Source organism: Catenulispora sp. EB89 (assembly GCF_041261445.1).
In the GTDB taxonomy this organism is placed as follows: Bacteria; Actinomycetota; Actinomycetes; order Streptomycetales; family Catenulisporaceae; genus Catenulispora.
This window is the reverse complement of record NZ_JBGCCU010000005.1, coordinates 500,163-524,079: the sequence shown is the minus strand read 5'-3', so window position 1 is coordinate 524,079 and position 23,917 is coordinate 500,163. Positions and strand designations below refer to the sequence as shown.

Genomic DNA, 23,917 nt, shown 5'->3' with positions numbered 1-23,917 from the left:
CCGTGCCGTTCCCGTGACGCGCCCCGGGAGAGGTCCACACTGATGGTTCGCGCGCGAGTTGCGCGTTGCTGCGCCGTCCGTCGAAAGGCCGCCATGAAGTCACCGGTCATGCCCGCGATCGAGGAGCTGCTGCACGCGGCGTTCGACGCCGCGCCGATGCCGGCGGTGCTCGCCGACGGCCCCGATCACCTGCTGCTGGCCGCCAACGACGCGTGCCTGGCCGACTTCGGGTCGGTGGCGTTGCGGCTGCCGGTCGGGGACGCCATCCCGGAGCTGGCCGCCACCGGTCTGCCCGCGGCCCTGGACCAGGCCTACGACACCGGGCGTCCGGTGCTGCTGCAGGACCGGCTGGTGCGGCGGCGCGGCGGGGACCGGTACTACACGCTGGTGTGCGTGCCGGCGCAGAGCGGCGTGGCCGTGTTCTGCCGGGACGAGACCGAGCGGGTGCGGCGGGAGCAGGCGCTGCTGGAGGAGGAGACCCGCAACCGGAACATGGCGGTGATGCTGCAGCGGTCGCTGCTGCCGCAGCGGATCGTCCAGCCGGACGAGATCCGGCTCGCGGCCTGCTACCTGCCGGCGCTGGTGCGCTACGAGGACGCCTCGCTGGACGACGAGCCGGTGCTGGAGGTCGGCGGCGACTGGTACGACGCGATCCCGCTGGGCGCCGGCCGGACCGCGCTGGTGGTGGGCGGCGTGACGCCGGAGGCCGGGGGCGTCGGGGTGCGGGCGGCGGCGGTGATGGGCCGACTGCGCGCGGCGGTGCGGGCGTACGCCTCGCAGAACCTGCCGCCCGGCGAGGTGATGTACCACCTGGACCGGCACGCGCTGGACTTCGACGGCGAGCGCACCGGATCGCCGGTGGCGACGCTGGTGTACGCGGTGCACGACGCCGACAGCGGCTCGCTGACGTACGCCAACGCCGGGCACCTGCCGCCGCTGCTGCGGCTGCCGGACGGCTACGTGGCGGTGCTGGAGGGGGCCTCGGGGCCGTCGCTGGGCAGCGGGGACTGGACCTGGCAGGAGGCGGCGGTGGCGGTGCCGCCGGGGTCGTATCTGGCGTTCTACACGCAGGGGCTGCTGGAGCGCGGCACCGGCGATCTGCGGCGGGTGTTCGCGCGGGCGCCGGAGGAGGAGCCGCCGCGGCCCGGCGCGGGCCCGGTGGACCTGGTCCGCGACCACATCCTGGCCTCCATCGACCCGCTGTCGGTGTCCAGCGGCGGCCTGGACGCCGCCGGCGCGGTCCGCACGGACGACGTGGCCCTGCTGGTGGCGCACGTCCCGGCCTGGACCGGCGCGCACGCGGCGCTGTTCCGCTCGGCCTCGGTGGAGCTGGTCGGCGGCCCGGAGATCGCCGCGCACGCCCGCAGCTACACCGCCGGCGTGCTGACCACCTGGGGCGTCGCCGACGACCTGACGGACACCGCGGTCCTGGCGGTCAGCGAGCTGGTCGCCAACGCGGTCACCCACGGCACCGCCCCGGTGGTGCTGCGGCTGCGGCGCACCGACCGCCGCCTGATCATCGACGTCGCCGACCAGGCCGACCACCTCCCCCGCCGGCGTCTGGCCCGCGAGACCGACGAGGACGGCCGCGGGATCAGCATCATCGCGGCGCTGGCGGCGGCCTGGGGCGCGCGGCCGCTGCCGGAGGGGAAGTCGGTGTGGTGCGAGTTCGAGTTCTGAGGGGAGTTTCGAAGGGGCGATAGCTCAGCGTCACCAACGGCCGCGGGTCCGGCACGTGTCCCGCCTCTCACATCACCGTTCACCTCGCCGTTAACCTCGCCCTTCAGGACCCGGAAACTCATCACTCTCCGTACTCATCGCCGCGAACACCTCCCGCGTCCACCAGGCCGCATCGACCGCAGTCGCCACCGGCCCGTATATTGCAAGCAGCCGCTACCAACCCCTCAAGACGCCCTGCCGCCCGAGGCGGGTCGGGCGATAGCATGGGGCTTCGGGTTGTCGGCCGCCGGCCCATCGTGCGGTCGGCGGGGGGACATCGATTTCAGGAGCTGACGGATGAGTGTGGCGGGCGCTGTCGCCTGGCCGGCGCGCACCATATGGTGGCCGCGCCGGCGTCGTGCGACCGTCGCGAGCGCTCCTGCGAGCGGGGTCGCCGCCGTGGTGGCCGCGCTGCGGGAGGCGCTGAACATTCCGACCGAGGACGCCGAGGGCGACCTGTCCGCGAGCGGGAACCATCCGCTGGCGATGATCGGCGGGAGCACCGCTCCGCGCGGGCACCGGGCGTTACAGCCCGGCGCGGGGCCCTCGCTGGCCGACCTCTACTACGCGCACCGCCTTTCGCTGGTCCGGCTGGCGATCCTGCTCGTGGACGACAAGATGTCGGCCGAGGACGTGGTGCAGGACTCCTTCACCGGCTTGTGGCGGCGCTACGGCGACGACCTCACCGGCATGGAGAACCCGCTCGGCTACCTGCGCACCGCCGTGGTGAACAACGCGCGCTCGGTGCTGCGCCGGCGCAAGACCGCGCGCGGCTACACCCCGCCGCACGTGCCGGACGCCGCCAGCGCCGAGTCCGTGGCGCTGCTGTCCGAGGAGCACCGCGAGGTGCTGGAGGCGATGCAGAAGCTGCCGCCGCGCCAGCGCGAGGTCCTGGTCCTGCGCTACTGGTCGGACCTGTCCGAGGCGGACATCGCCGACGCGCTGGGGATCAGCCGGGGCACCGTGAAGTCCACGGCGAGCCGCGGGCTGGAAGCGCTCGGCAAGCTGCTCAAGGGCTGACGCCGCCCGATACCTGCCGTTTTCAAGGGCCGGCACCGCTTATGGGTCGGCCCTGATTCATGGGCTGACCCTCCTCGAGGGCTGACGCCGCCCGAGGCCCGACGGTGCCCGAGGGCTGAAATGCCCGCCCACCGTCACTCCCAGGAGTGAATCAGTATCACGGTTTGCCAAATTCTGCCGTGAGACTCTCGAAACCCTATTGAGTTCTCTGTTGAATTAGAGCACGCTGCCTTGCTACACCCAACGTTTCTGACGACCCGTCAGGTGGTAGCACTCGATGACCTCCGCGCGCTCACCGCGATCCCGATACCGCTTCCGTAACCACCAGATAGCCACGGCGCTCACCGTCGCGGCCCTGTCGCTGTCCCTCGGCGCGTGCGGCGCGCGCCTGTCCGCCGACCAGAGATCCGCGGCCATCGCCTACGGCCAGGGCCACGGCGACGGCTCGCAGAGCGCCGACGGCTCCCAGACCTCCGGCGCCAACGGCACCGGCGGGACGACCGGCGGAACCGGAGGCACGACCGGTGGCGCCTCCGGAGGCGGCACGTCCGGCGGCGCCAGCGGTGGCTCCTCCGGAGGCGCGGTCGGGGGCAGCTCCGGCGGCGGAACCACAGGCGGCACCGGGGGAACCGGGGGCACGTCCGGAGGCAAGACCACCGGCGGAACCACAGGCGGCAAGACCACGGGCGGCACCACCGGCGGCTCCGGCGGCTCCGGCGGCACGGGAGGCGGCAGCGGCGGGACCACAGGCGGACCCGGAGGTCCGGGCTCTGACACCTGTGTCGGCACCGCTACCGGCTCCAGCGCCACCGGCGTGACCGCGAACAGCATCAGCATCGGCAACGCCAGCGACCTGTCCGGCCCGATCGGCGGCCTGTTCAGCTCGGCCCCGCAGGCCGTCCAGGCCTATGTGGCGTACTACAACGCGACCCACCCGAACGGCATCTGCGGCCGCAAACTCACCGTGCACTCCTACGACTCGCAGACCTCGGACGCCGGCGACAACCAGCAGACGCTGACCGCCTGCCAGTCCGACTTCGCGCTGGTGGGCTCGGTCTCGGCCTTCGACTCCGGCGGCGCGGCGTCCGACGCCCAGTGCGGGATCCCGGACCTGCAAGCCGTGAGCACCACCCGCGCGCGCCAGACCTGCGCGGTCTGTTTTGGAACAGACTCGCAACAGTTGCCGTTGGTCCCGCAGGTGCAACCGGACTTCTGGAACAAGCAGTTCCCGGGCGCCGGGGCCAAGGCAGCGTTCCTGTACGTGGACACCGGGACCACCGCGCAGCAGGCGAAATCCTGGGAGCAGGCCTACGCCAAGGACGGCTTCACCTGGGTCCTGGACCAGCCGATCGGCATCTCGGAGTCGAACTACACGCCCTACGTCGTGAAGATGCAGCAGGCCGGCGTGCAGTACGTGCAGTTCCTCGGCGCCTTCCAGGAGGCCGCGACCCTCGCGCAGGCCATGCAGCAGCAGGGTTTCACGCCGAAGGTCTTCGTCCTGGACCCCACCGGCTACGACCCGAACTACGTGCAGCAGGCCGGCTCGGCGGCGAACAACACCTTCGTCTTCAGCAACGCCGCGATGTTCGAGGAGGCCGGTTCGAACCCTGAGTTGCAGCTCTACACCAAGTGGCTGCACCAGGTCGCGCCCGGCGCCGCACCGACCTACTTCGGGATGTTCGCCTGGTCCTCGGCCGAGCTGTTCACCCGGCTGGCCAACCAGATCGGGCCGAACCTCACCCGGCAGGCGATGGTGCAGGCGCTGTCCGGCGTGCACAACTACACCGGCAACGGCCTGTTCGCCCCACAGGACGTCGGCGGCAAGAAGACCTCGCCCTGCGCGCTGTTCATGCAGTACACCGGGTCGGCCTGGAAGCGCGTCTCCCCCGGCTCGGGCTGGACCTGCGGGAACCTCATCAACTCCGGCGTGGGCTGAGCGGCCAGTGGAATGAACGTCTTCCTGACGTACACCGTCCTGGGCCTGGTCATCGGCGCCTCGTACGCGATCGCGGCGTCCGGGCTGGTCCTGACCTACGCCACCACCCGCATCTTCAACGTCGCGCACGGCGCCACCGCCATGGTGATGGCGTTCGTGTACTGGGAACTCGCCTACAACCAGGGCCTGTCCAACTGGCTCGCGGTGCTGATCGTGGTCTTCGGGGTGGCGCCGTTGTTCGGCGCGTTGCTGGAGCGCTGGGTCATCCGGCGGGTCGCGGACTCCGGGGTCGGGGTCACGCTCGTGGTGACCTGCGCGGTGCTGGTGGGGCTGATCGGCGCCGCGGAGAAGATCTGGCCGCCGGGCGTGCACCAGGTGCAGCAGTTCTTCGCCGGACACGGACTCACCGTCGGCATGGTGCGGATCACCGGCAACGAGCTGCTGACCGTGGCGCTGGCGGTGGTCACCGGAGCCGCGCTGTGGGCGTTCCTGACGTTCACCCGGCTCGGCGTCGCGATGCGCGCGGCGGTGGACGACAAGGAACTGCTGGCGCTGCACGGCGGCCGGCCGAACCTGATGTCCTCGATCGCCTGGGCCATGGGCTCGGCGCTGGCCGCGCTGGCCGGGATCCTGCTGGTCTCCTCGCAGCCCAGCGAGCTGAACTACATATCCCTGACGCTCCTGGTGGTGAACTCCTACGCCGCGGCGATGGCCGGCCGGCTGACCAGCCTGCCGCGGACCTTCGCCGGGGCGCTGGTGCTGGGGCTGCTGAACGCGTACGCGTCCGGGTACCTGTGGACCGGCCCGGGGTGGACCGGGTTCCGCGAGGCGATCCCGGCCATCTTCCTGCTGCTGATGCTGTTGCTGATGCCGCAGGCGCAGCTGCGCGTCGGACGGCTGGCCGGCGTGCCGGGGGTGCGGACGCCGGAGATGCGCCGCGTCGCGCTGGCCTCGGCGCTCCTGCTGCTCGCGGTGGTCTGCGGCAACGCGGTGCTCAGCGAAGTCAACGTGAACCGGATGGCGCTCGGGCTGTGCTTCGCGATCCTGGCGCTGTCCCTGGTGCCGCTGACCGGCTTCAGCGGATACGTGTCCCTGGCCCAGTTCAGCTTCTTCGGCGTCGGCGCGCTGACGGTCGCGAAGCTGCACTCCTCGGCGCCGACCGCGGTCCTGGCCGGGGCGGTCCTGGCGGCGGTGGCCGGGATCCTGGTGGCGTTGCCGTCGTTGCGGTTGCAGGGTCTGTACCTGGCGCTGTCGACGATCGCGTTCGCGCAGATCATGGACACGATGGTGTTCCAGAACCCCTCGCTCGGCGGGTTCGGCGGGTCGCTGACCACCAAGCGCCTGGACATGTTCGGATACCGCTTCACCTCCGACAAGGCTTACGCCATCTTGGCCGCGGCGGTGTTCTGCGTCCTCGGGGCCGCAGTCATCGTGCTCCGGAAGGGCCGCTATGGCAGGGTTCTGATCGCCCTGCGGGACTCCCCCGCGGCCTGCGCCACGCTGGGACTGAACCCGCGGGCGGCGCGGGTCGCGGTGTTCGCGGCCTCGGCGGCCGTGGCCGGGCTCGGCGGCGGGCTGTACGCGGGACTGCAGAACCAGGTCGGCAGCACCAACTTCCAGTTCTTCAACAGCCTGCCGCTCCTGCTGATCGTGGTGTGCGCCGGCGTCACGTCGGTGAGCGGCGCGTTGCTCGGCGGGATGCTGCTGATGGCGCTGAACAGCTATCCGAGCACGCAGGCCTACCTGTTCCTGATCCTCGCGGTCGCCGCGGTCGGGCTCGGGAAGCAGCCGAACGGGATCACCGGATGGCTGTTCTCCTTGCGGGACAACCCTTTGGGCGCGCGGCTCGGGATCGGGTCGGCGGGGATCGCGCGCGGCATCGCCGCCCGATCCGTGGAGGGTCAGGGTTCTGGGACCGGCGGAGACGCGAGCGACGGATCGCGGACCGGCGGATCGGTGACGGTCGGGGAGAACGCGGAGGTCGAGGCGTGACCCGGTTGGACGTGAAGGAGGTGACGGTCCGCTTCGGCGGTGTCACCGCGGTGGACGGAGCCACGATCTCGGCCGAGGGCGGGCAGGTGACCGCGCTGATCGGGCCGAACGGAGCCGGGAAGACGACGTTGTTCAACGTGGTCACCGGGCTGCAGCGGCCGACCTCCGGCCGGGTGTTCCTGGACGGCGACGACATCACGCACACCCCCACGCACCGCCGGGCCCGGCACGGGATCGCGCGGACCTTCCAGCGGCTGGAGGCCTTCGGGTCGCTGACCGTCGAGGAGAACATCCGGGTCGCCGCGGACGCCGTGCGGACGAAGAACGCCAAGCCGGCGCAGGTGACCCGGGGGCTGATCAAGCGGATCGGGCTGGAGCGCTACGCGAACGCCCGCGCCGACTCGGTGCCGACCGGCGTCGCGCGGCTCGTGGAGCTGGCGCGGGCGCTGGCGATCGACCCGGAGCTGCTGCTGCTGGACGAGCCGTCCTCGGGGCTGTCGGAGGACGAGACCGATTCCTTCGGCGGGCTGCTGCGGGATCTGGCCGCGCAGGGGCGGGCCGTGCTGATCGTGGAGCACGACATGGGGCTGATCATGCGGGTCTCGGACCGGATCCACGTGCTGGACCGGGGACGGCTGATCGCCTCGGGGACGCCGGCCGAGGTGCAGGCGGATCCTTCGGTGCGCAAGGCGTATCTCGGAGATGAAGACGTCCCGGAACCCGAACAGGACGATGACGATCCGATCAAGCTTCCCGACAGCACGCTGACATTGCCGCCGTTGCCCAAGAGCCCCGGACCGGGAACGGGAGGCTGGTTCTGATGGCACCGATCCTGGAACTGGAGGACGTGCACGCGGCGTACGGCCGGATCGAGGTCCTGCACGGCGTGGACCTCGCCGTGCCGCGCGGCGCCGTCGTCGCCCTGCTCGGGCCGAACGGCGCCGGCAAGACCACGCTGATGAAGGTCTGCTCGGGACGCCTGCGCGCGACATCAGGGCACGTACACCTCGGCGGGTCGCACGTGAACAACGCGGCGCCGGACGCGCTGGCCCGGGCCGGCCTGTGCACGATCCCCGAGGGCCGCGGCATCTTCCCGAACCTGACGGTCGCGGAGAACCTGCGGCTGTCCGGACTGGCCGGGCAGGCCTCGGCGGCGGAGATCTACGAGACCGCGTTCACCCGCTTCCCGCGGCTGGCCGAGCGGTACGACCAGCTGGCCGGATCGATGTCGGGCGGCGAGCAGCAGATGCTCGCCATGGCCCGGGCGCTGGTGACGAACCCGGCGGTGCTGCTGGTCGACGAGCTGTCGATGGGCCTGGCCCCGCTGATCGTGCGGCAGCTCTACGACGTGCTCGGGCAGATCGCGGAGCAGGGCGTGACCGTGGTCGCGGTGGAGCAGTTCGCTGACATGGCGTTGCGGGTCGCGGACTTCGCGGCGGTGATGACGCACGGCAGGATCGTGGCCTTCGACGAGCCGGAGGTCATCCGGCGGGATCTGGCCGCGTTGTATTTGGGAGGTGCGGCAGCGTGAGTTCTGAGCGTTCTCGGCGTTCTGGAAGTTCGTACAGACCAGGTGTCCGGCGCGGCGGTGCGGCCGCCGCGGCGGTGGCGCTCGGGGTGCTGAGCGCGCCGGCGGTGTGGGCCGGTCCCGCACCGTCGGCGCCCCCGGCGCCGCGCCCGGCCGACGGCGGGTCCTCGGCGAGTCTGGGCGGATGGACCGTCTCGGCCTCAGCGGCGCCGATCACCATGGAGATCTACGACCCGAAGATCCCGATCCCGGCCCAGCCGGGGCAGCCGAACCTGGAGTTCGACCTGTCCTTCACCCGGGCGAGCTACGGCTCCGGGCCGACCGGGGCGGCGACCGCCAGCTGGCTGTGGCCCGGGGACGCGATCGCGTTCGGGCTGGGGCAGCTGTTCAACAACCCGGGCGTGAAGTACCCGATCCTGACGAACGTGCAGTTCCCGGGGGCCACTCCGGACGCGACGATGCAGCCGATCCCGGGCTCGTACATGCAGTCGCACACGGACGCGAACGGATCGACCTCGGTGTCGACCTTCGGGTTGCCGTTGCCGGGGACCGGGCCCTCGCTGCCGGGGTCGCCGACGAGCGCGCCGTCGTCGGCGCCCTCCGCACCCTCGGGGCTGCTCGGCGGTCTCCTGGGCGGCGGGTCGGTGCCTCCGCTCCAACTGCCCGATCTGGGGACGCTCATCCAGTTCCTCACCGGGCAGGCGGCGCTGGTGGACGTGCAGGGCGAGCGGTCGCAGACCTCGGCGACGGTGACCGGCGGGAAGGCCGTCGCGACCGCGGAGTCGGACGCCGGGAAGCTGCTGCTGCTCGGCGGGCTGATCGAGTTCGACGGTCTGAAGGTCACCTCGCAGAGCACGTCGGACGGGGTCAAGGGGACGTCGACCGGGAACGTCGACTACGGCTCGATGTCGGTGGCCGGGGTGACGTTCGGCATCACGGCGAACGGCATCCAGACGCCGGCCGGGCTGATCGCCCTGCCCCAGCTGCCGGACGCGGTGAACCAGCTGCTCGCGCCGCTGGGGATCTCGATCGCGCTGCCGGCCGCCAGCGACGTGTCGAAGGACACCGCGGGCGAGATGTTCAGCCACGGGCTGCAGGTCACCATCGACACGGCGAAGCTGAAGGCGATGCTGCCGCTGACGCCGGTGCTGACTCAGCTGTTCGCGCAGATCCCGCCGGACCTCATGAAAACGCTCACGCAGGGCCTGCCGCCGACGGTGACCAGCGTCATCAACAGTCTTCCGCAGCTGGCGCCGAAGATCGTGCTGACCATCGGGTCGGCGAAGTCGAAGGCGGACGCCTCGCAGGCCATCAACGTGTCCGGCGGCAGCACCGGCGGGCCGAGCTCGCCGCCGTCCAGCAGCGCGGCGGGCTCCTCGACGTCCACGAGCGGCGGCGGCACGACCGCCGGTACGACCGGCGGCGGCTCCGGCACGAGCGGCACCTCCGGCGGCAGCACCGGCGGCACGGTCGGCGGCGGCAGCGTGGGCGGCGGGACCGGCGGGGGCACCGTCGGCGGCGGTACCACGGGCGGCGGCACGACCGGCGGGTCGACCGGCGGCGCCACCGGCAGCATGGCGCCGCCGAACCCGCCGATGCAGAACACCGCCTCGAAGATGACGCCGGCGGCCTTCGGCGGCCTGCCGGGGCAGCTCCTGCTCGGCGCGGCCGTGGTGGCGTGCGTGGCGGCCTGGGGGCTGCGGAAGTACAGCACGCTGTTGTTCGGCGGCGCGGGCTGCGAGGCCGGGCACACCACCGGGGTGCCGGACCTGCGGGAGTTCGAGGAATGACGACACCGGTGAGAGCAGCACAGGCGACACCGGCACGGCACGCTCTGGAGGGCGATCGATGAGCACTGCGAAGACCTGGGCGGGGCGCGCGGTGAACGGCCAGCTGCGCACCGGCGCCGTCGCGGCACGGCCGAAGACCCGGACGACGGAGTCCGAACGTCTGATGCAGCAAGGGCTGTCGCTGGCCGGGAGCCTGCTGATGCCCCTCGGGCTGCTGGCGATCGGCCTGGGCTGGTACGGGGCGGCGCACACGCCGTACACGTTCGAGCAGGTGTCCTACCTGGTGTCCGGCGGGATCGGCGGGCTGGCGCTGACCACGCTCGGCGGGTTCCTGTTCTTCGGGTCCTGGCTGGCCCGCATCGCGCACCAGCAGCGGCAGCAGACGGAGTTGCTGGCCGGCGAGATCGCCCGGCTCACCGATGCGATTCTGGCTTTGGAGAGCGGGGACTGAGCCGCTCGACCTGAGTCGCGGGCTCGTCGCGCCCGAACGCACTCGAACGTGCCCGAACGCGCCGAGGCCCGGCACCGCGGTGCCGGGCCTTGCTGCCGGAGTTCTCGGTGGGCCGCTCCCCTCACACGCGGCCCACCATCTCCATCGCGAAGTCGCGGTCCCGCTCCAGGTCCGGGTTCCAGGTCTGGCTCTGGTTCTGGTTCTGGCTCTGAACAGGGCGCGAGGACAGCTTCCAGGCGCGAACGGCGATGGTGCTCAGCCGGACCACGACCTCCGCGAGCGCCATCAGGATCAGCGCGTCGACCCAGGCCTGGCCGCTGGTGATGTGGTGCGTGACGGAGAAGCTGGCCAGGTGCCTCTCGCCGGAGGCGTGCGTGGACCAGACCGCGAAGGCCAGGCGGAAGCCCATGCTGAGCACCCACAGGGCCGCCGCGCCGGCCGTCGCCTTGATGCGTGCGTGGCCCTGGAAGGTCCGCACCCGGGTCAGCAGGCCGCCGAACAGTCCGAAGACCGCGCCCACCCCGGTGAACAGCGCGATGAGCGCGAGATCGTTCCCGGCGGTCGGTATGGCGTGCAGGTACTGGCTCGCCGCCCAGGTGATCATGGCGAGCGGCACGATGAACGTGGCCTTGGAGATCCGCTCCTCGCGCAGCTGGCGGAAGACGATCAGGACGAGGGCGATGTCGATGATCCAGTCGGTTGTCGTCATGGCTATGACTATGCGCGTCCTGGACCTGCTGTTTCTTCCACCCGGAGGTGGGTCGCGGGTGGAGCTTCGGCCTCCACCCCGGGGTTGAGCGGGCGGCCGGGAGGGTGGACCGGGACCGCCGGACAGCCGAACAGACTGCAGGGCCCCGCTGTCCAAGCGGGGCCCTGCGGTTGCCGACCCTGAGCCGTCGGTCTGTGCTGTCGGTCCTGGCTGTCAGCGTGTGCCGTCAGTCCGAGCTGTCAGCTCAGCTGGTGAAGCCGATCTTCGTCCAGTCAAAGTCCTGGAAGCCGAAGGCGCCGAAGTTGGCCAGGGTCGACTTGGTGGCCCAGATCTGCGGGCGCTGGTACAGCGGGATCAGGCTGGCCTGGTCGGTGGCGAGCTTGTCCGCGGCGTTCGCGTCCGCGATGGCCTGGGTCGGGTCGGTGTCCTGCAGGGCCTTGTTCAGGGCCTGGTCGATCGCCGGGTTGTTGTCCAGGCGGGGGTTGTTGTGGATGTTCTTCGGGTCCGTCACCGACTGGATCTGCGGGGCACCGCTGCTGATCGGGAACGGGTTGCCGGTGTAGGCGAAGGCCGTGATGTCGAAGTTGCCGGTGTTGATGTACTTGTCGAAGAAGTCGTCGCTGTTGACCGGGGTCTCCTCCAGGCCGACGCCGATCTTGGCCAGGTCGGCCTTGACCATCTGGGCCTCGTTGGAGGTGGTCTTCACACCCTGCGGCTCGATCCACTTCAGGTCCAGCTTCACGCCGCCCTTGGCGCGGATGCCGTCGCTGCCCTTGACCCAGCCGGCCGCGTCCAGGGCGGCGTTGGCGGCGGTCGGGTTGTACGCGACGTCGGCGCTGTTGTCCTGGTAGCCGGTCTGGTTGTTCACGAAGAAGCGGTTGTTCAGGACCGTGGGCTTCCAGGTGCCCAGGTTCTTCAGGTCCACGTTCGCGATCTGCTGGCGGTCCAGGGCCTGGTAGACGGCCTTGCGGACGACGTCGTCCTTGAGCGCCGGGGCCTGGGTGTTCATCGAGATGTGGCGCCAGTCCGGACCGCCGGCGTAGTGCACGGTGCTGTCGGTGGTGTCCTTGATCTTCGCGTACAGCGCCGACTGCGGGCCGACCTCGAAGGCGTCGATCTCGTGGTTGTTGTAGGCGTCGGCCTGCGCCGAGGTGTCCTCGATCGCGCGGAACACGATCTTGTCCACGACCGGCTTGGCGCCCCACCAGTTCGGGTCCGCGACCACGGTGACGGTCTTGTTGGTGGCGTCCATGCTCTGGAGCTTGAAGGGACCGGCGGTCACCGGGATCGCGTTCAGGTAGGCCTTGTTCCAGCCGTCGGGCGTGGAGATCTTCGAGGCCGGGTACAGGCTGGCGCCGTCGAACTGGTCGAACATGCTCTTCCAGTCCGAGAACGGCGTCTTGTAGGTCACCACGACGGTGAAGTCGTCGGCGCCGCGCACGACGGACTGCATCTGGTCGTAGCCGGTGGAGCTGGCGACGTCGAAGCCCTGCGCCGAGCCCTCCATGCCCTTCCAGGTGGCGACGAAGTCCTTGTAGGTGATCGGGGTGCCGTCCGACCACTTCCCCTTCGGGTTCAGCTTGTAGGTGACCGTCTGCTTGCCGTTGACGGTGCTCTCGTCGGCGGAGACCAGGTAGTCCGGGTCCGGGGTGGCCTTGCCGGTGGCGTCGAAGTGGAACAGCTGGGGCATCATCGAGGACAGCACCATCTGGGTGTCCTTCTCGTTGCCGTTGTTGGTCATGCCGTTCCACTGCGACGAGTACTGGTCGATCGCCAGGGTCAGCGTGCCGGCCTTGAGCGTCGAGGCGTCCTTGGCGTTGATGTCGTTGGCCGTCGCGACCGGGATCGACTTGCCGCCGGCGGCGGAGCCGCCCGAGGACGAGCTCTTGCTGGAGGAGCAGGCCGACGCCGCGAGCGCGGCCGTCGCCAGGACCGCCAGGATCGCCGGCGACTTCTTGGTGATGCGAGACATGATCTTCTCTCCCGTGTGTGGATGGGTGGTGCGAGCGGCGCCGGCAAGGCACAGCTGTGGAAGGTGCGTGCTGGGTCAGACCACCTGCAGCGCGTCGGCGTAGTGGCACGCGGCCGCGTGGTCCTCGCGGCCCGGTCGCGGGACGATGACCGGGTCCTCGTCGCGGCACTTCGCCTGCTCGGCGGCGTTCAGCGACGCGTACTTGAAGCAGCGGTCGCGGAACCGGCAGCCGGAGGGCACGTTGGCCGGCGACGGCAGGTCGCCGGGCAGCAGGATCCGCTCGCGCTCGCGCTCCTTGCGCGGGTCCGGCAGCGGGATCGCCGAGAGCAGGGCCTGGGTGTACGGGTGCGAAGGCGCGTGGAACACCGAGGCCACGTCGCCGATCTCGACGATGCGCCCCAGGTACATCACGGCCACCCGGTCGGCGATGTGCCGGACCACCGACAGGTCGTGCGCCACGAACAGGTAGCTCAGGCCCAGCTTGGCCCGCAGCTCGTCCAGCAGGTTGATGACGCCGGCCTGGATGGAGACGTCCAGGGCCGAGACCGGCTCGTCCAGGATGACGACCTTCGGGTTCAGCGCCAGCGCCCGGGCCACGCAGATGCGCTGCCGCTGGCCGCCGGAGAACTCCCGGGGGAAGCGCGCGGCGTGGTACGGCTCCAGGCCGACCAGCTTCAGCAGCTCCGCCACCCGCGCCGCGGCCTTCTCCGCGGACCAGCCGTGGGTGCGCAGCGGCTCCGCGACGGCTTCCCCGATCGGCATCCGCGGATCCAGCGACGCCATCGGGTCCTGGAACACGATCTGGATGTCCTTGCGCATCTCCATGCGCTCGCGGCCGGACAGGTTCGCGGCCTCGCGGCCGAACACCGCGATCGAGCCGGCCTGCGGGGCCACCAGCTCCAGGATCTCCAGCAGCGTCGTCGTCTTACCGCAGCCGGACTCGCCGACCAGGCCCAGGGTCTCGCCCTCGCGGATCTCGAAGTCGATGCCGTCCACGGCCTTGACCGTGCCGACCCGGCGCTTGAACACCGCGCCGCGCATCAGCGGGAAGTGCTTCTGCAGGCCCTTGACCGCCAGCACCGGCGCGCGCTGTTCGCGCGGCACCGTGTCCAGGTCCGTCTCCGGGATGTCCGGGACCGGGTAGACCTCGTCGATCGGGATGGTCCCGCTCTGCAGGTCGGCCCGGCGGTGGCAGGCCGACAGGTGCGCGTTCCCGCCGGCCGAGAGCAGTTCGGGCTCGGAGTCCCGGCAGATCTCGGTCGCGATCGGGCAGCGGTCGGCGAACGGGCAGGCGTCCGGCAGGCCCACCATCGACGGCGGGTTGCCCTCGATCGGGGTCAGCGGGCGGCGGCCGTGCGCCCCGTGCTCTGCCGTGGCGTCCAGGCGCGGGATCGAGCCCAGCAATCCGATCGTGTACGGCATGCGCGGGCTGTAGTAGATCTCGTCGACCGGGCCCTGCTCGACCGGGCGGCCGGCGTACATCACGGCCACCTTGTCGGCGAAGCCGGCGACCACGCCGAGGTCGTGGGTGATCATCAGGATCGCCGCGCCGGTCAGCTCCTGCGCGTTCTTCAGCGCCTCCAGGATCTGCGCCTGGATGGTCACGTCGAGCGCGGTCGTCGGCTCGTCGCAGAGGATGACCTTGGGGTCGTTGGCGATCGCCATGGCGATCATGACGCGCTGGCGCATGCCGCCGGAGAACTCGTGCGGGAAGTTCTTGAACCGCCGGTCCGGGTCCGGGATGCCGACCACGTCCAGCAGCTCCAGCGCCCGCTTGCGCGCGGCGTCGCGGGACAGCTTCTGGTGCACGGTCAGCGCCTCGACGATCTGGTCGCCGACGGTGAACACCGGGGTCAGCGCGGACAGCGGGTCCTGGAAGACCATCGCGATGTCCTTGCCGCGGATCTTCGACATCTGCTTGTCGCTCAGGCCCAGCAGCTCCCGGCCGTCCAGCTTGACCGAGCCGGTGACCCGGGCGTTGTCCGGCAGCAGGCCGAGGATCGCCATCGAGGACACCGACTTGCCGGAGCCGGACTCGCCGACGATGCCCAGCACCTCGCCGGGATGCAGGTCGTAGCTCACACCGCGCACCGCGCGCACGTCGCCGGCCTCGGAGGCGAAGGTGACGTTCAGGTCCTGCACGGACAGCAGCGGACTGCCGGTCTGTGTCGGACGACGCTCGCCGGGACGCCCGGCGGAGTGGGGCAGCAGCAGGTTCTGGCTCATCGGGCCGAGGCTCCCGTCGAGTTGGGGTCGAGGGCGTCGCGCAGGCCGTCCCCGATGAAGTTGACGCACAGGATGATCAGCACCAGGACCGAGGCCGGGAACACGAACAGGTACCACTGGTCGGTGGAGGCGAACTGCGCCCCGTCGTTGATCACGGTGCCGAGCGAGACGTTCGGGGAGCGGATGCCGAAGCCCAGGAAGGACAGGAACGACTCGGTGACGATCGCCGCGCCCACGTTCAGCGTGAAGTCGACGATCAGGATCGAGGAGATGTTGGGGATGATGTGCCGGCGGATGATGGTCCAGGCCGGCACGCCCATGTACCGGGCGGCCCGCACGAACTCGCGCTCCCGGATGGTCAGCGTCATGCCGCGCACCACCCGCGAGGTGATCATCCAGCTGAACAGCGCGATCATCGGCACCAGCACCAGCCAGTTCGCGCCCTGGAAGTACGGGGACAGGATGATCAGCATCAGCAGCGAGGGCACGACCAGGAACAGGTCCGTCAGCCAGACGATGACCTTCTCCCACCAGCCGCCGAAGTAGGCCGCCGCGGTCCCCAGCAGCCCGGCGGACCCGGTGGACAGCAGGGCCACCAGCAGACCGATGATCAGCGACTTCTGCATCCCGTTGACGGTCTGCGCGAACATGTCGTGGCCGACGTCGTCGGTGCCGAAGAAGTGGTCCCCGGTCGGGCCGGACTGGGTGTTGATCAGGTCGATGTCGGCCGGCGACCAGTGCGTCAGCAGCGGGCCCAGGAAGGCGAAGGCGAACAGCAGCACCAGGCCGACCAGTCCCACCATGGCCATCTTGTTGCGGCGGAACCGGCGCCAGACCAGGGCGGCGCGCCCGGAGCCCTCGCGGGGCGCGGACTGGAGCTCGACGGTCTCGACGGCGGTACCGGCGGGGGTCGGAGCGGTCATCACAGAGCCCTTCGGTGGCTGGTGCGGTCGTACGGAGCGGCGGGGATCAGGACGGCGGTCACAGCCGGACCCGCGGGTCGAGCAGGGCGGTGATGACGTCCGAGAGCATCCCGGCGATGAGCACCAGCACCGCGGAGAACAGGGTGATCACGGCCACCGAGTTCACGTCCGAGTGGTTGGTGGCGTCGGTGAACCAGGAGCCCAGGCCGTTCCAGCCGAAGACGCGCTCGGTGATGATCGCGCCGGCGAACGTGAGGATCGTGGAGTAGGTCACCAGCGTCATGACCGGGATCACCGCGGTGCGCACGCCGTGCTTGAGGATGGCCCGGCCCTTGGTCAGGCCCTTGGCCCGCGCGGTGCGCAGGAAGTCCGAGCCCAGGACGTCGAGCATCTGGCCGCGCTGGTAGCGGCTGTAGAAGGCGATCAGCCCCAGGGTCAGCGAGATGGTCGGCAGCAGCAGGTGGTCGGCGCGGCTGAACAGCTGGCCGAAGAAGCCCGTGGCGTTCGGGTCGATCTCGCCCTGGTACTGCAGGAACGGGGTGTCGCCGCCGACCGCCTTGTTCACCTGGACCGCGATCAGCTTCAGCAGCGGCGCCAGCACGAAGACCGGCATCGCGAAGACGATGTAGGACCCGAAGGTGATCGCGTGGTCACTGAACTTGTACTGTCTGACCGCCTGGAAGGACCCGATCAGGATGCCCAGGATCGCGGAGAGCACGGCCGCGACGGAGACCAGGCGCACGGTGACCCACACGCTGATCGAGAAGTGCTTGTTGACCGAGTCCAGCTGCCAGGTCTTGCCGAAGTCGCCGTGCGCGACGCCGTCGACCCAGTGCGCGTAGCGCTCGAACACCGGCTTCTCCGGGTTCTCGTTGCGCTCGTTCAGCTCCTGGTACATCACGACCGGCTTGGTCGGCGGGTTCTTCTGCAGGTACATGTCCTTGGGGTGGAAGGCCGTCGAGGCCCCCAGGTACGCCAGGGACGTGGCGACGAACACCAAGACCACATAGTTCAGAAGCCTGCGAACTATGAAGGCACCCATGCCTGACCCTCCGTGCTCGAAACCCACAACCCGGTGAAGCGGGCGTAGATGATGTCGAGCCCGTCGGTTAACAGGTTCTCGGATGTTCCCCGGGAAATCGATCACGAAAGGGATACGAAGTGATCTCTAGTTATAAACCCTGATACATGTCGTGAAGAGCCCATAACAGGCAGTACACGCATAAGGGTAAAAAGAGACACCGGGTACGCGGATGCTCACGCGTACCCGATGTCTCCACCGTAGCGATCTTCGATTGTGTCCACAATTTGAGCGGGCGTCAGCCCCTCCAAGCCGTGGAGTCCTTACCTCGGCGGTGTGACGCGCGCTACTCCCAGAGCGGGAAGTGGCACGCGGCCTGATGCCCCTCGGTGCCGTAGGGCACCAGCGGCGGCTCGACCTGCCCGCAGATCTCCTGCGCGGCCGGGCAGCGGGTGCGGAACCGGCAGCCCGAGGGCGGGTTGATGGCACTGGGCAGCTCGCCGACGATGCCGCTGCTGGCCTTCGCCTTCTCCACCTCCGGGTCGGCCACCGGGATGGTGTCCAGCAGACCCCTGGTGTAGTGGTGGATGGGCCGGGAGTACACCGACTCGGCCGGGCCGAGCTCCACCAGCTTGCCCAGGTACATCACGCCGATGCGGTCGGACACGTAGCGAACCACCGACAGGTCGTGCGAGATGAACAGGTACGACAGCCCGTGCTCGGCCTGCACGTCCTTCATCAGGTTCAGGACCTGCGACTGGATCGACACGTCCAGCGCCGAGACCGGCTCGTCGGCCACGATCAGCTTCGGCGCCGGCGCCAGGGCCCGGGCGAAGCCGACGCGCTGGCGCTGGCCGCCGGAGAACTCGTGCGGGTACCGCTCCAGCGCCGAGACCGGCAGACCGACCTGCTCGAAGAGCTCGGCGATCCGCGCGTCGCGGGCCGCCTTGTCGCCGACCTTCTGGATGTCCAGCGGCTCGCGGACTACGGTGCGCACCCGCATGCGCGGGTCCATGGCGGCGTAGCTGTCCTGGAACATCATCTGGACGTCGCGGCTCTTCTTGCGCCGCTCGCCGGACTTCATCGCCGCCAGGTCCGCCCCCTCCAGGTGCATGGCCCCGGCGGTGGTGTCCTCCAGCCCCACGATCAGCTTGGCCACCGTGGTCTTGCCGCAGCCGGACTCGCCGACCAGGCCCACGGTCTCGCCCTTGCGGATGCTGAACGACACCCCGGCCACCGCGCTGACCGAGCCGATCTGCCGGCGCAGGAAGCCCTTGGTGATCGGGTAGTCCTTGACCAGGTCAGTGACTTCCAGCAGCACCTCGCCCAACTCGGGCGTGGGCAGTTCCTCACCCGTGGTGGCCTCCGAGAGGGTGACCACCACCTCCTGGCTGGAGCGCTCGGCGGTGCCCACCGGGTGGAAGCACGCGAACTCGTGGCCCACCTCGTCGATGCGGGACGGCGGGTCCTGCGCGCGGCAGTCGTCCTGCGCGTACCGGCAGCGCGCCGCGAAGCGGCAGGCGGCCGGCGGCCTGGTCAGGTCCGGCGGCATGCCCGGGATCGAGTACAGCCGGGTGCCGCTGTCCGCGCCGCGCTCGGGCAGCGAGTCGAACAGCGCCTCGGTGTACGGATGCCGCGGGTTGGCGTACAGCCGCTCGGTGGTCGTGTTCTCCACGATCCGGCCGGCGTACATCACGTTCACCCGGTCCGCGCGGCCGGCGATCACGCCGAGGTCGTGCGTCACCAGGATGACCGCCATGCCCAGGCGCTCGCGCAGGCTGTCGATCAGCTCCAGGATCTGCTTCTGCACGGTCACGTCGAGCGCGGTGGTCGGCTCGTCGGCGATCAGCAGCTTGGGCTCGTTGGCCAGCGCCATCGCGATCATCGCGCGCTGGCGCATGCCGCCGGAGAGCTGGTGCGGGTAGTCCCGGGCGCGCTGCTGCGGACTGGGCATGCCGACCAGGGAGAGCACCTCGACGGCGCGCTCGTGGCCCTCGGCCTTGCTGGCACCGCGGTGGATCCGGACCGACTCGGCGATCTGCTTGCCGATGGTCATCGTCGGGTTCAGCGAGGTCATCGGATCCTGGAAGATCATCCCGACGTCGTTGCCGCGGACCTTGGCCATCTGGTCCTCGTCCAGCTGCAGCAGGTCCCGGCCGTCCAGGAAGATGCTGCCGTCCGGGCTGGAGCCGCCGTTGGGCAGCAGCCGCATGATCGACATCGCGGTCATGGTCTTGCCCGAGCCGGACTCGCCGACGATGCCGATGGTCTCGCCGGCCTCGACCGTGAAGCTGACGCCGTCGACGGCCTGGACCGTCGAACGCTTCAGCTTGATCTGGGTATGGAGGTTCTGGACCTCTAGTAGTGCCATGGCCGTCTCACCGCTTCTGGAGCCGGGTCTCGAAGGCGTCGCGCAGCGCGTCTCCGATGAAGTTGCAGGAGATGATGATCAGCACGATGGACACGCCCGGCGGATAGATCATCCACCAGTAGTTCTGGTCCAGGTAGCTGGATCCGTTCGCGAACATCCCGCCCCAGTCGTCGTTCGGCGCCTGCAGGCCCAGACCGATGTAGCTGAGCACGGACAGCGCGAAGACCGAGTTGGCGATCGACAGCGAGGTGTTCACGATCGTGGTGCCGATGGTGTTCGGCAGGATGTGCCGGAAGATGATCCGCGGGCTGCGCCCGCCCATCATCCGGCACGCGGCCACGTAGTCGCGCACCTTGATCGTCAGGGTGTCGCCGCGGGTCAGGCGGGTCAGGCTGAACCAGCTGGTGAGCGCGATCACCATGATGAACACCGTCTTGGTGCGGCCCAGCGTGGCGGCCAGGTAGATCAGCGCGAAGATGAGCGGGATCGACAGCAGCGCGTCGATCGTGCGCATCATCACCGCGTCGACCCAGCCGCCGACGTAGCCGGCGATGGCGCCGTAGAGCATGCCGATCACCGAGGCGAGGATGCCGGAGGTGATACCGATCTCCAGCGAGATCTGGCCGGCCTTCATCAGCTTGCCCAGCTCGTCCACGCCGTTCTGGTCGGTGCCCAGCGGGTGGCTGGGGCCCGGCGCCAGGGTGATCTCGTCCATCTGCACGTGCGAGGTGTTGCCGTGGTAGACCAGCGGCCCCAGGAAGCACAGCAGGACGTAGAACACCAGCACGCCGAAGGCGACCACGGCCAGCCGGTTCTCCAGGAAGACCTCCAGGCCGCGGCGGAACATCGAGCGCGGCTTCTCGGTCGGCTCCAGGCCCAGCATCTGCTCCGCTGACGGGACGTTGTCCCCCACTTCCGGGGATTCGGCGATGATCTCGTCCATCAGGTGAGCCTTACTCGTGGGTCCAGGGCTGCGTAGGAGATGTCGGCGATCAGCGACCCGGCGACCGTCACGATCGCGGTGAGCATCGTGGTCCCCAGAACGATCACGAAGTCGTTCTGCAGCGCGGCGTTGATGGTCAGCACCCCGATGCCGCCGATGTTGAAGATCTGCTCCACCAGCAGCGCGCCGCCCACCAGGGCGGGCAGCGACAGGCCGATCAGGGTCACCATCGGGATCATCGCGTTGCGCAGCACGTGCCCGTAGAGCACGCGGCGCTTGGTCGCGCCCTTGGCGATCGCGGTCCGCACGTAGTCCTGGGTGATCTCGTCGAGCATCGAGGAGCGCATGTACCGGCTGTATCCGGCCACCCCGCTGACCACCAGCGTGCCCACCGGCAGGATCATCTGCGCCGGCTGCGTGAACGCCGAGTGGAAGGAGGTGATCTGGTTCGCGATCGGGATCAGGTGGAACTGCACCTGGAACACGTCACGCAGCACGACGCCGAGGAAGAACACCGGCACCGCGTAGCCGATGAAGGAGAACGTGGTGATGGTGTAGTCGGTGACCGTGTTGCGGCGGGTGGCCTGCACCACGCCCAGCGGGACCGACAGGACGATGGTGAAGAACAGCGCCAGGCCCACGATGTAGATCGACTGCCCCAGCGTCTCCTTCAACAGGTCGTTGACGCTCTGGTTGCGCTGGTAGCTGAAGCCGAGGTCGAAGTGCAGCACCAGGCGGTCCAGCCAGTGCCAGTACTGGACGTACAACGGCTTGTCCAGCCCGAGCTTGTGGTTCAGCGCGGCCAGGCTCACCGGGTTGTACTTCTGCCCGAGCATCGCCCGTGCCACGCCGTTGGGCATCAGGTGCATCATGCCGAACGTGGCGATCGAGACGATGAACAGCGTGACGATGGACTGGAAGAAGCGGCGGATGAGGTAAGTGGTCACCGCGACCCCCCGCCGGGGGTCGCGGTGACGTCAGTGCACTTGATCACTGGGTGTAGTACCAGAACTCAGGCTCGAAGCCCTGGAAGGCGTCCTGACCGGAGTCGTGGAAGTTCTTCGCCACGGCCCACGGCCAGATCTGGTTCATCATCCAGATCAGCGGCAGGGAGATGGACGAAGCGTAGGACTCGTAGTCGTACCAGGCCTGCGGGTCGCTGCTCTTGATCGTCTTGGCCACCGCGGCGTCGAACTTCGGGTCCGAGAAGGAGAAGATGTTCGAGCCCGCGCCGGTGGTCAGGAGCGAGTCGGTGGTCGGCTGCAGCGAGAACACCCAGCCGCCGTACAGGATCGCGTCCCACTGGCAGCCGGCCGGCGAGCTCGTGGAGCACGCGGTCAGCTCGCTGCCCAGGGTGTTCTGGGTCTTGGTCACCAGGTTGACGGCGATACCGGCACCGGCCGCGGCCTGCTTGTAGGCGGCCAGCATGGTGTCCATCGCCGGGTGCGAGGACGGGTACTCCAGCGTGAACTGGGCCTTGTCGCCGGCGTTGATGCCCGCACCGCACTGGGTGTCACCGGTACCCGGGCTCTTGCAGGTCGCCGGGGTGGTCGACAGGTCCCAGCCGTGCGCGGTCATGACCGTCTTGGCCTCGGCCGGGTCGTACTTGGCCGCGGCGGCCTTGGCGGCCGGGGACAGGGTGTTGCCCTCCGGGAACTCCGGCACCGCGCCGGTGGTCTGGTAGCCCCAGCCCTTGTACGGACCGTCGATGGCGCCCTGCTGGTCCATCTCGTCCTGCAGCGCCTTGGTGAAGTACGGCTGCTTGAACAGGCTCCCGTGGGCCTTGGAACCGAAGTTGACCTGGTAGTAGCCGATCGAGTCGAGCAGCGCGCCCTTCTCGACGTTGTACCCGACCGAGGCCAGCGGGTTGCCCGCCTGCAGGTCGTTCCCGTTGTACTGCGGGGTGTCCGCGTTCGGGAAGACACCGATCTGCAGCGCGTTCGGGTTGGTGGAGCCGGCCTTCAGGACCGTCCACTCCGCGTCCGGGCTCTGGAAGGAGTCGAAGTCGACCTCGTTCAGGTAAGGCTTGTGCTCACCGGTGAACTTGGTGTTCGGCACGATGGTGAACGCACCGGAGGTGGCGTTGAACGAGTTCAGCACCCACGGGCCGTCGACGATCTTCCACAGCGGGTTGGACGCGAAGCTCTTGACGTCCTGGCCGGCCGCGTTCAGGTACTTGAAGACCGCGTCACAGTCGGCCTGCAGCGTCGGCGAGGTCAGGGTGTCCGTCGAGCACTTGCCCTTGGTGCCCTTGGCGTCGGTGACGTCCCAGGCCAGCGGCATCGGTGTGACCGTCTGCAGGGCGTTGCCGACGATGTAGTTCTGGTTGTACTGCTGGTCGAACGTGATGCTGATGCTGGAGTCGGTGACCGACGTGGACTTGATGTTGTCCGGCAGGTAGTTGACCCCGGCGGCCTGGTTCGGCGGGCTGTAGTAGCCCGACTGCTTCTCCTCGGCCTTCAGCATGTTCAGCCAGAACTGCACGTCCTGGCCGGTGACCTTCTCGCCGTTGCTCCAGCCCCAGGTGGACTTCAGCGGGACCGTGATGGTCAGGCCGTCCGAGCTCCAGGTCGGCTGCGAGGCCGGGCCCATGTCGTAGTTCACGGCCAGCTTGTCGTTCAGGCCGACGAAGTACAGCGGGCGGTAGAAGAAGTACTGGAACTGGCCCGCGTTCTGGGTGCTCAGCTGGTTGCTGGTCATGAACGGCCAGATCGCGTTCGGGCTCGACCCGGGGGGCCACTCCGCGACGTGCGCGGTGCCGCCGGGCTTGATCGGCGCGCTGGAGCTGGTCGCCGTGGTGACCGGGTTCGTCGCACTGTTGTTGCTGGAGCTCTTCTTCGAGCTTCCGCAAGCGGCGGCGGACGCGAGCACGGCGATGACACCTGCCATCGCCACGACTTTTCGGGTATTTCTGACGGCCATCAAGAGCCCTCCCCTTCGACGGAGCCGGCTCGGTGTGTGGATCCGGGCCGGTCGCGGTTGTGAGCGCAGCCGACAGCACGGCGAAAGACAGGCAGTGGCGCCGAGGGTGGCTCACGACCACTCCTGCATACAGTGGCCCAACATAGGGGGAAAAGCGATCACGGATCGGCAACAAAATCGATGTCAAATGACCTACGGACCTGGTATGTATGCCCGCCGGGGGAATTTAACAAGATCGACTCACAACTGCCGTCGATCTTGGATTTCCAAGATCATCGACCTGTTGCCGCAGGTAAACCGGTGGCGTCCGGGACGCCGTCGATATCCAGGTATTACCACCGTGCGGAACGCCCTCCCGAGACCAGACGAACCCCCGCATCCCGTACTCGGGCCC

At 69.4% G+C, this 23,917-nt stretch carries 17 protein-coding genes; 8 read left to right on the top strand and 9 right to left on the bottom strand.

What is annotated here, in order from left to right:
* Positions 1-93 precede the first annotated feature (93 nt).
* From ABH920_RS14510 to ABH920_RS14475, 8 genes are all read left to right on the top strand, one after another.
* Positions 94-1,680: a SpoIIE family protein phosphatase gene (locus ABH920_RS14510; RefSeq protein WP_370349462.1), complete on the top strand. Its 1,587-nt coding sequence runs from the start codon at positions 94-96 to the stop codon at positions 1,678-1,680.
* A gap of 525 nt (positions 1,681-2,205) precedes the next feature.
* Positions 2,206-2,739 (top strand): RNA polymerase sigma factor, encoded by a 534-nt coding sequence (locus ABH920_RS14505; RefSeq protein WP_370349514.1) that lies wholly within the window; start codon positions 2,206-2,208, stop codon positions 2,737-2,739.
* Positions 2,740-3,016: 277 nt separating this feature from the next.
* Positions 3,017-4,675 (top strand): ABC transporter substrate-binding protein, encoded by a 1,659-nt coding sequence (locus ABH920_RS14500; RefSeq protein ID WP_370349461.1) that lies wholly within the window; start codon positions 3,017-3,019, stop codon positions 4,673-4,675.
* Between the two features lie 12 nt (positions 4,676-4,687).
* Positions 4,688-6,667: an ABC transporter permease gene (locus ABH920_RS14495; protein ID WP_370349460.1), complete on the top strand. Its 1,980-nt coding sequence runs from the start codon at positions 4,688-4,690 to the stop codon at positions 6,665-6,667.
* A complete protein-coding gene (locus ABH920_RS14490) occupies positions 6,664-7,488 on the top strand; it encodes an ABC transporter ATP-binding protein (protein ID WP_370349459.1) in 825 nt (274 codons plus the stop codon). The genes ABH920_RS14495 and ABH920_RS14490 overlap by 4 nt, the downstream gene beginning before the upstream one ends.
* Positions 7,488-8,198 carry an ABC transporter ATP-binding protein gene (locus tag ABH920_RS14485; RefSeq protein ID WP_370349458.1) on the top strand — a complete coding sequence of 237 codons (711 nt, stop codon included), beginning with the start codon at positions 7,488-7,490 and terminating at the stop codon, positions 8,196-8,198. Before ABH920_RS14490 ends, ABH920_RS14485 begins: the two co-directional genes overlap by 1 nt.
* Positions 8,195-9,985 (top strand): choice-of-anchor P family protein, encoded by a 1,791-nt coding sequence (locus ABH920_RS14480; protein ID WP_370349457.1) that lies wholly within the window; start codon positions 8,195-8,197, stop codon positions 9,983-9,985. The genes ABH920_RS14485 and ABH920_RS14480 overlap by 4 nt, the downstream gene beginning before the upstream one ends.
* 58 nt (positions 9,986-10,043) lie before the next feature.
* On the top strand, positions 10,044-10,436 hold the full coding sequence (locus tag ABH920_RS14475) for a hypothetical protein (RefSeq protein ID WP_370349456.1): 393 nt from the start codon (positions 10,044-10,046) through the stop codon (positions 10,434-10,436).
* A gap of 121 nt (positions 10,437-10,557) precedes the next feature.
* On the opposite strand, the gene ABH920_RS14470 is transcribed toward ABH920_RS14475, so the two are convergent.
* From ABH920_RS14470 to ABH920_RS14430, 9 genes are all read right to left on the bottom strand, one after another.
* Positions 10,558-11,145, bottom strand: coding sequence for a hypothetical protein (locus ABH920_RS14470; RefSeq protein ID WP_370349455.1), 588 nt, complete (start codon positions 11,143-11,145; stop codon positions 10,558-10,560).
* A 244-nt stretch (positions 11,146-11,389) separates the two neighbouring features.
* Entirely contained in the window at positions 11,390-13,117 is a 1,728-nt protein-coding gene (locus ABH920_RS14465) for an ABC transporter family substrate-binding protein (RefSeq protein ID WP_370349454.1), read from the bottom strand.
* A gap of 75 nt (positions 13,118-13,192) precedes the next feature.
* Positions 13,193-15,343 (bottom strand): dipeptide ABC transporter ATP-binding protein, encoded by a 2,151-nt coding sequence (locus tag ABH920_RS14460; RefSeq protein ID WP_370349453.1) that lies wholly within the window; start codon positions 15,341-15,343, stop codon positions 13,193-13,195.
* A complete protein-coding gene (locus ABH920_RS14455) occupies positions 15,340-16,266 on the bottom strand; it encodes an ABC transporter permease (protein WP_370349452.1) in 927 nt (308 codons plus the stop codon). Before ABH920_RS14455 ends, ABH920_RS14460 begins: the two co-directional genes overlap by 4 nt.
* A gap of 58 nt (positions 16,267-16,324) precedes the next feature.
* A complete protein-coding gene (locus ABH920_RS14450) occupies positions 16,325-17,308 on the bottom strand; it encodes an ABC transporter permease (RefSeq protein WP_370349451.1) in 984 nt (327 codons plus the stop codon).
* A 325-nt stretch (positions 17,309-17,633) separates the two neighbouring features.
* Positions 17,634-19,658, bottom strand: a complete 2,025-nt coding sequence (locus tag ABH920_RS14445) for a dipeptide ABC transporter ATP-binding protein (protein WP_370349450.1) — start codon at positions 19,656-19,658, stop codon at positions 17,634-17,636.
* A 7-nt stretch (positions 19,659-19,665) separates the two neighbouring features.
* Positions 19,666-20,601, bottom strand: a complete 936-nt coding sequence (locus ABH920_RS14440) for an ABC transporter permease (protein ID WP_370349449.1) — start codon at positions 20,599-20,601, stop codon at positions 19,666-19,668.
* Complete coding sequence (locus ABH920_RS14435; RefSeq protein ID WP_370349448.1) at positions 20,601-21,548, bottom strand: ABC transporter permease; 948 nt, start codon at positions 21,546-21,548, stop codon at positions 20,601-20,603. The genes ABH920_RS14440 and ABH920_RS14435 overlap by 1 nt, the downstream gene beginning before the upstream one ends.
* Positions 21,549-21,591: 43 nt before the next feature.
* Positions 21,592-23,490, bottom strand: coding sequence for an ABC transporter substrate-binding protein (locus tag ABH920_RS14430; RefSeq protein WP_370349447.1), 1,899 nt, complete (start codon positions 23,488-23,490; stop codon positions 21,592-21,594).
* Between the last annotated feature and the right edge of the window lie 427 nt (positions 23,491-23,917).

What these genes read in the sequence shown, in the direction of transcription:
- ABH920_RS14430 (WP_370349447.1), bottom strand. Translation starts at nt 23,490, where the DNA reads ATGGCAGGTGTCATCGCCGTGCTCGCGTCCGCCGCCGCTTGCGGAAGC.
- ABH920_RS14475 (WP_370349456.1), top strand. Translation starts at nt 10,044, where the DNA reads ATGAGCACTGCGAAGACCTGGGCGGGGCGCGCGGTGAACGGCCAGCTG.
- ABH920_RS14505 (WP_370349514.1), top strand. Translation starts at nt 2,206, where the DNA reads ATGATCGGCGGGAGCACCGCTCCGCGCGGGCACCGGGCGTTACAGCCC.
- ABH920_RS14450 (WP_370349451.1), bottom strand. Translation starts at nt 17,308, where the DNA reads ATGGGTGCCTTCATAGTTCGCAGGCTTCTGAACTATGTGGTCTTGGTG.
- ABH920_RS14455 (WP_370349452.1), bottom strand. Translation starts at nt 16,266, where the DNA reads ATGACCGCTCCGACCCCCGCCGGTACCGCCGTCGAGACCGTCGAGCTC.
- ABH920_RS14470 (WP_370349455.1), bottom strand. Translation starts at nt 11,145, where the DNA reads ATGACGACAACCGACTGGATCATCGACATCGCCCTCGTCCTGATCGTC.
- ABH920_RS14465 (WP_370349454.1), bottom strand. Translation starts at nt 13,117, where the DNA reads ATGTCTCGCATCACCAAGAAGTCGCCGGCGATCCTGGCGGTCCTGGCG.
- ABH920_RS14500 (WP_370349461.1), top strand. Translation starts at nt 3,017, where the DNA reads ATGACCTCCGCGCGCTCACCGCGATCCCGATACCGCTTCCGTAACCAC.
- ABH920_RS14440 (WP_370349449.1), bottom strand. Translation starts at nt 20,601, where the DNA reads ATGGACGAGATCATCGCCGAATCCCCGGAAGTGGGGGACAACGTCCCG.
- ABH920_RS14445 (WP_370349450.1), bottom strand. Translation starts at nt 19,658, where the DNA reads ATGGCACTACTAGAGGTCCAGAACCTCCATACCCAGATCAAGCTGAAG.
- ABH920_RS14485 (WP_370349458.1), top strand. Translation starts at nt 7,488, where the DNA reads ATGGCACCGATCCTGGAACTGGAGGACGTGCACGCGGCGTACGGCCGG.
- ABH920_RS14460 (WP_370349453.1), bottom strand. Translation starts at nt 15,343, where the DNA reads ATGAGCCAGAACCTGCTGCTGCCCCACTCCGCCGGGCGTCCCGGCGAG.
- ABH920_RS14495 (WP_370349460.1), top strand. Translation starts at nt 4,688, where the DNA reads ATGAACGTCTTCCTGACGTACACCGTCCTGGGCCTGGTCATCGGCGCC.
- ABH920_RS14510 (WP_370349462.1), top strand. Translation starts at nt 94, where the DNA reads ATGAAGTCACCGGTCATGCCCGCGATCGAGGAGCTGCTGCACGCGGCG.